This is a genomic window from Paenibacillus sp. GP183, assembly GCF_900104695.1.
Classification (GTDB): Bacteria; Bacillota; Bacilli; order Paenibacillales; family NBRC-103111; genus Paenibacillus_AI.
This window is the reverse complement of the sequence record NZ_FNSW01000001.1, coordinates 5,115,699-5,128,195: the sequence shown is the minus strand read 5'-3', so window position 1 is coordinate 5,128,195 and position 12,497 is coordinate 5,115,699. Positions and strand designations below refer to the sequence as shown.

The following is a 12,497-nucleotide window of genomic DNA, read 5'->3' as shown; positions in this document are numbered from 1 at the left end:
TCATGTTCATCAATGCTTAGACGTAACGTCTCCCCCAATCGTATTCCCGACGGGGGACATATTCATGCTAGCGTCGATATGCCCGCGGAACGAAATAACTGCCTTTGCCAGTCTGAAGGATCAAGCGGGAAGAAACCGCAGCCGGAAAACGTGTATAATGGAGTATTGGAGGGATTCCGGCATGCGTTATGACTTTGACGAGATTATCGATCGATCCGGCGGAAACGGCATCAAGTGCTCCGGGGGCTTTTGTGAAGATGTCTTGTGAAGATGTCTGACCCCTATTTTCAGTAAGCTGCACAGATATCCCGACTCATCGTCTACTCGTTTGATCAACTTTTTCCAGTATGATATAAACGATAATGAAAATGTTAACGAAATGGAATAAAAAATACCACCAGCCAAATAGCCAGTGGTGTAGTGGTAGATCAGTCAATCCTTTGATACTTACTTGTGTTCATGTTCAAGTTCCAATTTGTCACAAGTTTTTTGAAAAGTTTCTTCGATCGGTACTTCTTGCCATATCATATAATTTATAAGAAAATCATCCCAAAATTGGCAAAAGGGAATCTCTGGTTTTAGTCTGTCACGATGATCAATATACCATTCAAAAGCCATTAGTCTGATTTGTCCCAATTTATCACCTCACTCCAAGTTATTTCATCGGAGTTATGTGGTGCCGTTGCCCATTGTAACTGTCTCTTTCTCATTAACCATTCCTCGAAATTGATTGGCTCTATCTTCATGAAATTTCCTTAATTGCTCTTGATACTGAGACATTTGATTGTGCCATTCATACATTTGTTTAAAATAAGCTTCATGATTTCTGTTATACATTGGCATCTGACTATACATTCAATTACCTCCTATTTTTTTGTGCTATTGTCTATCCAACATTAGTCTATGTAGAGGGTTAAAGTGACAACACGGTAGTTGCCTATGTTTTATTATTTTTTCACGCATGTTTGTTTGGAACAAAATTGCTTCATTCCATCCCAGTTTCCCCAAATACAATTCACACATTTTCTCGGTTGTTTAGCTTTAATTTCTTGCACTAGTTACCCCTCCAATACGGACTTCAATAAACATTAGTATAAATAATCCCAAATAGTGGGAATATTTATTCACAACTAAGTGCGACGGGAATATGTGAATAGAAAAGAAAGTTTGGGAAAAGATATCTGTTACGAGGGGGGGATAAAAGTGAAAGAAAATCCATATTTCTCTAAATCTGGTGCTCCGATAAATGAACAAGTAAAAAGTGATGAGATCGAGCAATCTGGTTCATATCCAAAGGACAACAATGACGATAACATTCAAATTGAGTCTGAAGAAGTAGGCTTAAAAAATGGTGACATCACGATTTATTAAAATTATTAAAAGATGAATCCCTGTCAGATGAAGCTAACGAGGTAAGGAAACCTCTCTTAGCACCAAAACACGAAAAAGCCCTCAATCCCATTACAGGATAGAGAGCCTTTTTTTAATTCAAATTATTGAGCAATTTTCTTTTTAGCAATAAAGGAGCGGCGGTGTAGGCCGTTCTTTTTTTATATGGTCAAAAAAATCCAAAACGTCAACAGTTACCACAACCGCCTGAAAAAATGGATTGACCGCTTTAATGGTGTTGCGACAAAGTATTTGCATCATTATCTGGCTTGGTTCCGCTATTTAGACAGCAAGGAATATGAGAATACGGCGTCGAATAAGAAACATATGTTGGTCAACTCTTGCCTGTTTACTGTAACGGACACGAACATTAAACTTCGACGTACAGCTTATTCTTTATTGAATTAACTGGCAGGATAGTATGATAAGCTGTCCTTTGGAGGTGTAGAATGATATATTTAGAGACATCGAGATTGCAATTACGCGACTGGGAAGAAACGGACTTAGAGCCATTTAGTCGACTAAATGCGGACGAAAAGGTTATGACGTATTTTCCTAAAACCTTATCAACCGAAGAAACAAATGTGTTCTATAAATCAATTGTATCCGAGTTTAAAGAATGTGGATTTGGGTTATATGCCGTAGAAGTAAAAGAAAGTAAAGTGTTTATAGGGTTTATTGGATTTCATAGGGCAACATTCGAGGCTGATTTTACACCGTGTATTGAAATTGGATGGCGACTGAAAAAAGAGGCTTGGGGAAAAGGATATGCAACTGAGGGAGCGGAAGCTTGTTTACAATATGGATTTAACAAATTGGGTTTTATTGACGTTTATAGTTTTACAGCCGATGTTAATAACCCTTCGAAAAACGTAATGATAAAAATCGGTATGAGCTTTGTTAAAACTTTCAATCACCCGAAAGTTGAAAAAAGTAGTCCTTTAAACAAACATGTATTATTTCATATAAATCAAAATTCTGCTAATGGTATACGATAGGAGTTAAATTAACCGCCCTTTCAGTGGGCGGTTTTCCTTTTGCCGAAAATCAACATTATGATTTAACTCAGCCATTAAAAAAGAAAAAGCACCCGAGTTGGGTGCTGTGAATTTACTTTTTAAGTAGTAAGCAATGCGGCCGTCCATTATTAGAATCGACTTGAAGAACTGCCAAAATCACAGCATTCCGAAGGTGGGCACAGCAATCAAGCAGATTGCCCGCGGCTGTTGGAATGCTGAAAGTAAACATGCTATTCAATTGGAAGATTCAATGGGAATGAGAACCCGATAATCTTTTGAAAATATTGTCATAGGAGCAGGAGCGATGGTCAGGTACTTAGGTCATTCAGCCACCGGAGAACGAATTCCAACACTTCCTTCCGACCAAGCTCGTTATGCAGATCGTGCCGAAAACCCGGCCACTCCCTGAAAGTGCATAGCGTACCTGCACGTATGGCAAATTGCCTACTCGCTTTAATAGAGGTAATTCGATCGTCACCCCCATGAAGAAGGAGAAGCGGAACCGTCAACTCCCCCGCGTGGGCAAGCGCCCACAAACCTGCTAGCTGTACACCGAGTAAGAATCTAGACGTAATCCGTCCGTGCCTGAGAGGATCTTCCACAAATCGGCGGATCATTTCCGGATCAGACGTCCCTCGTTTGGCTGCCAGTGGATAGACATTGGTGTCTCTGGGAGAAGTTCGCTCTACGATCCAGCCAATCAAATCCGACAGTGGTGGTGGCTTAAATACAAGCTTGAGCCATGGTCCCACAACAACTGCACCAGTTAACTCCGGTTTTTGCCTCAATATATGATTGAGCGTGACGTTCCCTCCCATACTGTGTCCGTAGAGAAACTTTGGCAATTCCGGGTGCCGTCGATTCATTTCTGCGAGAAGTAAACCCACACTTTCGAGGAGCGCTCCGTAATGCGGACTATCTCCGCGTTTACCTTCCGAAAGCCCATGACCGCGCTGATCGAAAGAGAGCACGGCATATCCTTCGGCTGTGAAAGATTCCGCGACATGCGTGTAAAATCCAGTATGCTCTCCCATACCATGCACAATGCCTATAACCGCTTTAATCTGCTTTTTGTCGGACGGTTTCCATTCGCACCCGAACATTCGGGTTCCGTCTTTGCTTCGCCACGCGAACTCCACATATCTCATCAACAATTACCTTCCCCGAGTCTGAAAGGCTCATTACTTAATTGAACTCCCGAAATTAAACTTAATCTACGACCCTTACAGCAATTGAACAGGAATTATTTTTTCTAAAATTAAGCGATTTGATGCGTTGGCACCTTGAATTTGTAAATTTAAAAGCTCCAGACTCATAATTCTGGAGCTTTTCGTTCAATTATCATTGATTAATTAGTTCATTTCACTTTGTCCTAATCAAGGGCCGCATTATTTGTCTCCACCTATTCCCGTTTCCGCGCCTCCTTGTCATTCCGAAGATGGCGCCACAAGCCCCTAAAGCAAGTAAAGATAAGAAGTTTCTTCTGTAATTCAACCTTCTCAAGAAGGAAGTAATCCACTGCATGATTTCACCACCTTTTGTCCTAAAGATTTGCCCATTGGGACAATCCTAGTGTGGTAAAAATTCATCGCATCCATTCTGGTGATGTACTGCCAAACCGACATTCCCAATAAACCCGACTTAAGTAGACCTGTTTTATTTGTAGTAAAAATAGCGCAATGATTCAAGTGGATTGACTAAGTAAGACCGAGAGACAACCGTGTCCGGTTGGAGAAAGCTGTGTAGCTGGCAGCTCCCTGTGCTGTTATGTCCTCCACCCTGCGGTTTTCCAATTTTAAACATACTGTAAACATGCATCAAATCGCCTAATTTGGAAATAATAATTCCAGTTCAATCTCTCAATTCATAACGGAAAGGCCGAAAAAGATCATGCCATTTGCACAAATCAACGGGACTACGATGCATTATCACATTAAGGGTTCGGGTTTGCCGATCATTTTCGTCCATCCACCCTTACTGGAGGGCAACAGCTTCATCTACCAGCTGGAGCAGTTGTCCGATAGCTATCAAATTATCACCTTCGACATCCGGGGTCACGGACAGAGCCGCTATTCCGAGCTTCCCATCACGTTCCAACTTCTGGCCCAGGATATCTGTACGCTGCTTGAGTTTCTCAAGATTAAAAAAGCCTGCATTTGCGGCTATTCGACCGGAGGTTCGGTAGCGTTGGAGACAATACTTTCCTATCCGGACCGGTTTTATGGGGGAATTCTCTTAAGCGCTATGTCAGAGGTCAGCGATCCTGTATTAAAAAGCAAGTTTTGGGCATTAATTTATGCGTCTGAATTTCAGGCCAAGAGATTTCTGACGGCAGCCATCACCTGGGGGAATGCAAACTCGTTTCAAACATTTAAAAAGCTCTACAGCGCATCCATAAAAGGTGACATTCGTAACCATAAGCAATATTACAGACGCGGCATGACTTATAACTGCACGCAAAGCTTGAAGTATATACGCGTACCCATGCTGCTACTTTACGGTGAAAAAGATTCCGGGTTTCACAAGTACGCCAAAATCCTGAAAAACCATCTGCCGTTCTCTACTCTATACTTCATTAAAAACGCTAAGCACCAGTTGCCTACCAAATGGTCAGGCCCGATGAATGAGCTGATTCGCCAATGGTTCGAGGAACAGCAGTTTGTGAAGAAACTTCCCTCCACTTACATGTATCAAGACATACCCGTCCTCGCATCTGAACCGGCGTCCACCCATGATGAACAGTTTCAGCAGTAATAGAGAACGTATCAAATCTTTTGGACATTACTTAGGTAAGAAGAGTGACCTCTGGTAAGGGCTGCTTCCCCTTGTGGTTTGGCAGACCGGCAGCGGCACGCAAACGAATATGAATGTCAATGAAGTGATCGCCCGAAGAGGCAGCGAAATACTTGCGCGGAAGTATGAACCGGCTTCACCCGAACGATGACGTGAATAAATCGCAGAGTTCCAACGACACGTTTCCTTCGGCCATGCACGTGGCCTGCGTTATCGCAGGGGAGGACCGGCTTCTGCCGAAGCTGCAAGCGTTAAAAGAAACATTGGAGAAGAAAATTGAATTGTATGCCGACCTTGTGAAAATCGGGCGCACGCACCTGCAGGATGCCACCCCCTTGACGTTGGGCCAGGAAATCAGCGCTGGTGGTCGATGCTGGACAAGACGCAGCGGATGATTCAGGTTAGCACCGACGCTATGAAAGAACTTGCCATAGGTGGAACTGCCGTCGGCACAGGGCTGAATGCGCATCCCGAATTCGGGAACATGGTGGCCGATGAGATCAGCAAGGAGACGGGGAAACGCTTCGTCTCAGCAGCGAATAAATTTCGCGCATTGGTTTCAGCCACGATCAAATCGTTTTTGCCCATGGAGCGTTGAAGGCGCTGGCCGCCGACCTGATGAAAATCGCCAACGATGTACGGTGGCTGGCTAGTGGTCCATGTTCCGGCATAGGAGAAATTGCGATTCCCGCGAACGAACCGGGAAGCTCGATCATGCCCGGAAAAGTGAATCCGACCCAAAGCGAGGCATTGACCATGATTGTCTGCCAGGTGATGGGAAACGAAGCAGTGATCGGATTTGCCGCAAGTCAAGGGAATTTTGAACTGAACGTGTTCAAGCCCGTACTTATTCTTAATTTCCTGCAGTCAATAAGACTGCTGGCCGACGGACTGCATTCTTTCAATGAGAAATGTGCCGTCGGGATCGAGCCCAACGAGGCGGTCATTAAGAATTACCTTGAGCAGGGTTGTGGTGCAAGCTCTAATCCTTGATACCATGATTGAAAAAAAGTCATGGGTGGGGCAGATATTTTGGAAACGAAATTAGATTTGTTTAAGTTCAAGCAATATGAATCAGAAATTATCTTGCTAACGGTAAGATGGTATTTAAAATACAGTCTTAGTTATCGTAATCTAGCAGAGATGATGGGAGAACGAGGACTACATATGGCTCATACAACCATCATGCGTTGGATTCACCAGTTTGGACCGGAATTAGATAAACGAATTCGTCCTTATTTAAAGCCGACTAACGATTCGTTCAGAACAGATGAGACCTATATTAAAGTCAAAGGAGAATGGAAATATCTTTACAGAGCAGTGGATTCAAGAGGCAACACCATTGATTTTATGTTATCTGAAAATCGCGACGCTCCTGCTGCCAAACGATTTTTCGAGAAAGCATTGACTTCACCACACAATCAATTGCCGCGCGTTATTACTATCCATAAAAATCCAGCTTACCCTACCGCAGTTCAGCAATTGAAAGACGAGAATGCTATCAATCAAGAAACATTGCTACGACAACAAAAATATCTTAACAATATTATTGAACAAGATCATCGATTCATAAAGAAAATCATTAAACCTATGCTGGGATTCAAGTCCTTCAAAACTGCCGAGAAAACAATCGCAGGAATCGAAGTCATGCACATGATAAGGAAAGGGCAGGTCGAATGCATTCATTCGTCTGCCCTCTCTACAATTAAATTAATCAATAAATTGTTTGGTTTGACAGCATAATCAAACCACAAAATCGCGGATATCTTTGATCATTTGTAATTGTTGCACCAGAACTCTCCTAGCTTCTTGCATTTCCGAATGAAAGCGTATCGGAGCGCAGCCCTCTGCGCAAAGCTTCCAGAGAAATGATTTCATGCGGTGAAATATTGCCCAGATGAATATCGGGGCCCAAGAGCTGCAGCAGATGAACCTGCTGGTTCTTAAGAGGCGCTTCCCACAAGAGGATCTCCTGACCCGGAATGGCTGAGAGCACTCTGCTTAGCTCCTCATCCTTACAGTTCCCCTGTTCATCAAAAATCCCCACTCCCAAACCGGATTCACGCGCTTCAATCGTAACGAGCTCCGCTCCGTATTCGGTATCCAGCGTCACCGTTTCGATTAATTCCTCCACCTCGATGGAGGAGCCCCAGCATTTTTTACCGTACTCGGTAATCACCGAGAGCCCTTCTTCCAGCCCTGTTTCAATTAGCTTGTTACGAAGTTTTCGATCCATCTCGATAGAACCGTCGGAAACCTCCACCCCCGTGAAACCCAGGTTTACAATCATCGCATAAAAAGAAGAAACTGCGTTTTGTGTGATGGCTACCTCCAAAAAAGTGCCGCCGGGATAAATCAAAATGCCATAAGCGTGGGCCATTTCAATTTTTTTTCTTAAAAGCTGCTGCGGGTAGAGCGGTGATGTGCCAAATCCGATTTTGATCATGTCCAGATGCGCGCCTGAGGTATCCAGCAAATCTTCAAAGCCATTTAGGCCGAGCCCTTTGTCGATGACCATGGTCTTGCCCAGCGTTCTTGGCTTATTTTGTCTGCGCCCGGTAGGGTCAACCAGCATAGGATTCCAATCCAGATGAGAGGTCACTTTCATAGGTTAAATCTCCTCACTGTACCTTGATTTATGTTTTTCTGAGTTTATCATATGTATTTTTTCTGGAGAGGGTGCCCAACATGCCTAAATTCTGACGAGCCTGCATAAGGTAGGGTAAAAAGCTTTTGAGCCAGGGTGATCGACTGCTGCGTCACGTGAGTTCCGTGTGAAAAAAGGACTGAGTACGTTCTTAAGTATAGGCGTCAGAAGTAAGATTTGGGGTAAATGCTTACGAAGCCAGCTTTCTGATAAAAGAACTTAGAAGCAAAACGATTTTATTTAATGAGCAAGATCTGATTGATCCTGTTGTATATTTATTGCTACAACGAAGTTATCGAGGATATCAGCCATCCGGCCGAATTAAGACCGCGCCATCCTCGGTCACACCGTATGCGGAAGACCAGCGATTTTCGATATCCCGCAGCTCGCCTTTGGGGCCGAACTGATAACATTGCAGACCGAGAGCGGATGCCGAATTCATTCGACCGGCTGGTTCAAGCCACGTACCTCCACCTGGCCCGGCAAACAGCACCCATTGGCCGTTATGTGGAGAGTCACTCGCCTTGGGGCTCGACAAGCACGTGCACCGCGCGTGAGCCGGGTCGTCCCGACGGCGTTTGCGGATTCAAATTTTTCATCCGCCGAAAACCCATCTTCGGGAATGAGCGCCCCAAGACGACGGCGTTATCATCGACGATCTTCTCGGCTGGCGGCAGTTTCTTGCTCGGGTCCTTAAGCCATGCTTGAAGTCGCGCGAGGGAGTGAGCCATAGTGTGTTCAGCAACCGGTCTGCACTCGCTAGTTGTATGTGTCCAGCAGGCGTGGGCCCGTTACGCCCCTCAAAACTGCATCCAATTTCCAAGCGATATTGTGGGCGTCATGAATGCCGGTGTTGCCGCCGAATCCGCCCGTAGGCGGCATCACGTGAGCCTCGTCGCCGACTAGAAACGCTCGCCTTACGGTGTAGTGGTCAGCTACATAGGCCGCCGCTTCCCAATGCCGTGCGTCCACAATCTATCTTGGACATCTTATCGCCCCGCCCCCTTGTGAATCAGCTCAAGACATGCTTCTCATTGAAGTCCTCTGGTCGTTCGCCACACTCTGGAAAATATTGAACTGACATCAAACATTATCCAGCGGAACTATTCAATACATCTACCGAGTGATTAAAAACGTTTTTAATCAAGCAGTTAATTGGAAATTGTTAAAAACACATCCGATGGCTGGGATCAAAAAACCAAAAGTCGTTTCAAAAGATATTGAATACTATTCAGAAATGGAAGCACAAGCAGTAATTTCCGCTCTAACTCATGAGTCTTTAATGTGGAGGATTTATTGCATTGCCGCGTTAGTCGGTGGTTTCAGAAGAGGAGAGTTGGTTGCTTTGGAATGGTCTGATATTAACTATGAAGAACAATCTATTTTTATTAACAAAAGTATTTCACTTACTGAAAACAGCCAGGCCGTTGTAGGGAAACCTAAAAGCAAGAGCTCAATTGGAAAAGTGGATATGCCGGAATGGTTTATGGAATTATTGAAACAGTATCAAAATGAATGGGAAGCGAATAAAAAGAACATTCAAGATTTATGGTTAGGAGCAGATCATAATTATGTTTTTCACGGTGGTTTCGGAAAACCTTTGTATTTCACTTACCCTTCGGAGTGGTGGCGAAGGTTTACTGAAAAGCACAACTTTAAACGTATTTCATTACACGGTTTAAGACATACAACAGCAACCATTTTGCTTGAGAAACAAACTAATCTAAAAACCATCCAAGAACGACTTAGACATTCTAATTTTACCACGACTGCAAATATTTATACCCATGTCACCCAGAAGGTCAGTCGCGAGGCAGCTAATAAATTCGATGGTCTGAACCCCAACAATAATTAATATAATTTTCGTCCCCAATTCGTCCCCAAGTATATAAATTTAGATTTGTTTTGGATATTAAAAATCCCAGTAAAAAAGCAAAGGAACCTTGATAATCAAGATCCCCTTGCTTTGATGCGGTCGGCGGGATTTGAACCCGCACGCCTTGTGAGCGCCACCCCCTCAAGATAGTGTGTTTTAATTTCCTCATTAAATTACCGTTTCGCCTTATAAAACTCATGATAAAGTTTCATCAGCGCCCGCTTCTCAATACGCGATACATACGAGCGGCTAATCCCAAGCTCCTTCGCTATCTCCCGCTGTGTGCGCTCCTCGCCGCCAAGCTCCAAGCCAAACCTACCCATCACTACTTCCTTTTCTCGGTCATCCAATATATCTAAATTCTTGTATATCTTCGATTTCTCAATCTTTAACTGTACCTTATCTATAACATCGTCAGCTTCTGTTCCAAGGATGTCGATCAGTGTAATCTCGTTGCCCTCTTTATCCGTACCTATGGGATCATGCAGCGATACGTCTTTGCGCGTTTTCTTCAGCGAGCGCAGATGCATCAGGATCTCGTTCTCGATACAACGAGCTGCAAACGTTGCCAATTTCGTACCCTTGTTAGGAGAAAAAGATTCGATCGCTTTGATCAGCCCGATGGTCCCGATCGAGATCAAATCCTCCAGATCTTCTCCGGTATTGTCGAATTTTTTGACAATATGAACACGAAACGATGTAAAAATGTTTTGGGTTCTGTTGCAAAAATTAAAAAAGTCCAGACGATCTGTTCGGTCAAACTAATTTTTATGCAATTAAACCGAACAACTGATGGATGAGTCGAACGACAAAAAGGGGCGACGAATGATTACATTCGACTTGCCCCTTTTTGATCATATGTATCGTTTCAATTCCTGTTATCGTTTGCTCTGCAGTTCTATTAAACCCAAGCATCGGGTTCGTTCGTTTCTTAATGAATCGATGATTCTGTTCTATGATGTTATTGAGATACTTTGTCTGTCTGATTTACGTTTCCTGAGGTAGTTTATCATTCTCCTTCAGCTTCTCGATTGCAACCGGGTAAGCCGGGTTCTTATCACAGCACGATAAAGATAAGTCCATTGACCTTTTACTTTGATATAGGTTTCGTCACAACGCCATGAGTCATTCAAATGTTTGAGAAAGGGTCGAACTCTGATTGCTATTTCAGGGGCATATTGATGTACCCATCTCATGATCGTTGTATGAGAAATTTAATTTCTATATATTTTAATAAAATCACTTGTAGATAAGCCTGTGACTTCTTTGAACACCTTATAGAAATATTTGGAGTCAGTAAATCCTAATTTTTCAGAAATTGTGAATGTATTCATATCTCCTTTCAGCAATAACTCCTTTGCTTTATTGATCTTTATCTCCTTTATGTAAGTATTGAAATTTCTTCCCACTTCTTTTGCAAAAAGAAAACTCAAGTATTCCGGGGTCACATTAAGTTTATCTGCGACTTCCACTTGTGTTATTCTTTCATGCAGATGCAAATCAATATTGTTTAGGGCTTTCTTTATAACCAGACTGTAATCATTGTTTTGATTTTTGATTGATAAAGACAGTTTTGCTACCAAATCCATAAGTGAACCACTTAATTCCCTCCACGTAAATGAATTTATCATTTTTTGATATGTTTCTTTCAGATTCAAGCTGTTTTCCCATTCACTGCATACTTTCTTTGCAGTATTTATCATAGCAGAAGAAAACTGTACAAATGCATTTATTACATCATCCGGTTGATGCACGTCTATTCTCCAGCATTTCAGGAACTCATAACAACAGGCTTCTATCTTTTCTAAATCCATAGAGTGAACAGCCAATATCATCCTGCGTTCTATCTCTATAGGATATTTGACTATCTTTGTAACGATATGTTGAATTTTAGTATGGTCGATCAGCACATCTTCCCCAAGTACAATTGACCATTGTAACTCCCTCTTTAAAGTAGAAAGACTGTTTGTAAAGTTATTGATATTCTCACATTCAATAAATCCAAAGATAGCGTTTCCATACTGCGTTTGATAGATTTCTTTAAGCAGTTGATTCTGTATGGCCCTTTTAAAATCATAAGTTTTTTTATTATCAGGTAAAATAATTACATAAGTATTTTCAACTCTGATTTTATATAAATAATGTTGATTTGCCAAATACGTGCTCAAATATTCTTCAACCAATCCTATTACTTTCTTTGAAGCATTTTCGCTATCACTATCCAAATAAACGACTCCAACATAAAAGTTTTTTGTTATATCCAGATCATATTCCGATTTCATTTTTCCCGCTAATCCTTTAATGTCAAGATCGTTTCCTAGAAAAATGCTATTTAGAATAAAATCTAAAGAAACAGATTCTGATGTTTTACTTTCTTCAAGTGACTTTTCCAGTTTGATTAGCTTTTCTATGTCAATTAATACTCTGTGAAGGTCATCTACAGTAAAAGGCTTAAGTAAATATTCATAAACACCAACTTTTATAGCTTTTTTTGCATACTCAAATTCCGAATACCCACTTAATATAATAGACTTATGCTTCAAATTATACCTTTTTAGGTTATCCAACATTTCCAATCCACTCATGTCAGGCATTTTGATGTCCGTAATGATGAGGTCGGGTTTTTTCTCTGCAACAATTTTTTCTCCTTCAATCCCATTGCTTGCCTCTCCCACAATCTGATAATTGCTGCTTATTTGGTTTATTAATTGAACAATTCCTTTACGGGTCCTCATTTCATCCTCAACCACAACAATTTTCATAAAACTCTCCT

General features: G+C 42.2%; 14 protein-coding genes and 3 pseudogenes. 9 read left to right on the top strand and 8 right to left on the bottom strand.

Annotated elements, in window-relative coordinates:
• Nucleotides 1-64 precede the first annotated feature (64 nt).
• On the top strand, nt 65-268 hold the full coding sequence (locus BLV33_RS29020) for a hypothetical protein (protein WP_139305824.1): 204 nt from the start codon (nt 65-67) through the stop codon (nt 266-268).
• A gap of 401 nt (nt 269-669) precedes the next feature.
• On the opposite strand, the gene BLV33_RS25355 is transcribed toward BLV33_RS29020, so the two are convergent.
• Nucleotides 670-855: a hypothetical protein gene (locus tag BLV33_RS25355; protein ID WP_090798141.1), complete on the bottom strand. Its 186-nt coding sequence runs from the start codon at nt 853-855 to the stop codon at nt 670-672.
• Nucleotides 856-1,203: 348 nt separating this feature from the next.
• Here BLV33_RS25355 and BLV33_RS29545 point away from each other — a divergent pair, with 348 nt between their 5' ends.
• The 3 genes and pseudogenes from BLV33_RS29545 to BLV33_RS25345 all read left to right on the top strand — a co-directional run bounded on the left by BLV33_RS29545 (nt 1,204) and on the right by BLV33_RS25345 (nt 2,387).
• Nucleotides 1,204-1,371: a hypothetical protein gene (locus tag BLV33_RS29545; RefSeq protein ID WP_171909298.1), complete on the top strand. Its 168-nt coding sequence runs from the start codon at nt 1,204-1,206 to the stop codon at nt 1,369-1,371.
• 195 nt (nt 1,372-1,566) lie between these two features.
• Nucleotides 1,567-1,797, top strand: a pseudogene (locus tag BLV33_RS25350) (IS1595 family transposase); the annotation flags it as partial.
• Between the two features lie 41 nt (nt 1,798-1,838).
• Complete coding sequence (locus BLV33_RS25345; protein WP_090798139.1) at nt 1,839-2,387, top strand: GNAT family N-acetyltransferase; 549 nt, start codon at nt 1,839-1,841, stop codon at nt 2,385-2,387.
• Nucleotides 2,388-2,716: 329 nt separating this feature from the next.
• On the opposite strand, the gene BLV33_RS25340 is transcribed toward BLV33_RS25345, so the two are convergent.
• A complete protein-coding gene (locus BLV33_RS25340; RefSeq protein ID WP_090798138.1) occupies nt 2,717-3,556 on the bottom strand; it encodes an alpha/beta hydrolase in 840 nt (279 codons plus the stop codon).
• A gap of 742 nt (nt 3,557-4,298) precedes the next feature.
• Here BLV33_RS25340 and BLV33_RS25335 point away from each other — a divergent pair.
• From BLV33_RS25335 to BLV33_RS25325, 4 genes and pseudogenes are all read left to right on the top strand, one after another.
• On the top strand, nt 4,299-5,162 hold the full coding sequence (locus BLV33_RS25335) for an alpha/beta fold hydrolase (RefSeq protein WP_090798137.1): 864 nt from the start codon (nt 4,299-4,301) through the stop codon (nt 5,160-5,162).
• A gap of 164 nt (nt 5,163-5,326) precedes the next feature.
• Nucleotides 5,327-5,799, top strand: a pseudogene (locus BLV33_RS30920) (lyase family protein).
• Nucleotides 5,800-5,819: 20 nt separating this feature from the next.
• Entirely contained in the window at nt 5,820-6,194 is a 375-nt protein-coding gene (locus BLV33_RS30915) for a lyase family protein (RefSeq protein WP_366414839.1), read from the top strand.
• A 39-nt stretch (nt 6,195-6,233) separates the two neighbouring features.
• Nucleotides 6,234-6,944, top strand: coding sequence for an IS6 family transposase (locus tag BLV33_RS25325; RefSeq protein WP_253187171.1), 711 nt, complete (start codon nt 6,234-6,236; stop codon nt 6,942-6,944).
• A 58-nt stretch (nt 6,945-7,002) separates the two neighbouring features.
• On the opposite strand, the gene BLV33_RS25320 is transcribed toward BLV33_RS25325, so the two are convergent.
• The 3 genes from BLV33_RS25320 to BLV33_RS25310 all read right to left on the bottom strand — a co-directional run bounded on the left by BLV33_RS25320 (nt 7,003) and on the right by BLV33_RS25310 (nt 8,820).
• Complete coding sequence (locus BLV33_RS25320; protein WP_090798134.1) at nt 7,003-7,809, bottom strand: phosphosulfolactate synthase; 807 nt, start codon at nt 7,807-7,809, stop codon at nt 7,003-7,005.
• A 343-nt stretch (nt 7,810-8,152) separates the two neighbouring features.
• On the bottom strand, nt 8,153-8,386 hold the full coding sequence (locus tag BLV33_RS29015; protein WP_139305823.1) for a hypothetical protein: 234 nt from the start codon (nt 8,384-8,386) through the stop codon (nt 8,153-8,155).
• Between the two features lie 221 nt (nt 8,387-8,607).
• Entirely contained in the window at nt 8,608-8,820 is a 213-nt protein-coding gene (locus BLV33_RS25310; RefSeq protein WP_253187170.1) for an FAD-dependent monooxygenase, read from the bottom strand.
• Nucleotides 8,821-9,010: 190 nt separating this feature from the next.
• Between BLV33_RS25310 and BLV33_RS25305 the strand changes: the two genes are divergently transcribed.
• Nucleotides 9,011-9,703, top strand: coding sequence for a site-specific integrase (locus tag BLV33_RS25305; RefSeq protein ID WP_090798129.1), 693 nt, complete (start codon nt 9,011-9,013; stop codon nt 9,701-9,703).
• 194 nt (nt 9,704-9,897) lie between these two features.
• Here BLV33_RS25305 and sigK read toward each other — a convergent pair whose 3' ends face one another.
• From sigK to BLV33_RS25285, 3 genes and pseudogenes are all read right to left on the bottom strand, one after another.
• A complete protein-coding gene (sigK, locus tag BLV33_RS25300; protein ID WP_366414864.1) occupies nt 9,898-10,467 on the bottom strand; it encodes an RNA polymerase sporulation sigma factor SigK in 570 nt (189 codons plus the stop codon).
• A 25-nt stretch (nt 10,468-10,492) separates the two neighbouring features.
• Nucleotides 10,493-10,938, bottom strand: a pseudogene (locus BLV33_RS30270) (IS6 family transposase); the annotation flags it as partial.
• On the bottom strand, nt 10,939-12,486 hold the full coding sequence (locus BLV33_RS25285) for a response regulator transcription factor (protein ID WP_090798123.1): 1,548 nt from the start codon (nt 12,484-12,486) through the stop codon (nt 10,939-10,941). It abuts the pseudogene before it with no gap.
• Nucleotides 12,487-12,497 lie beyond the last annotated feature (11 nt).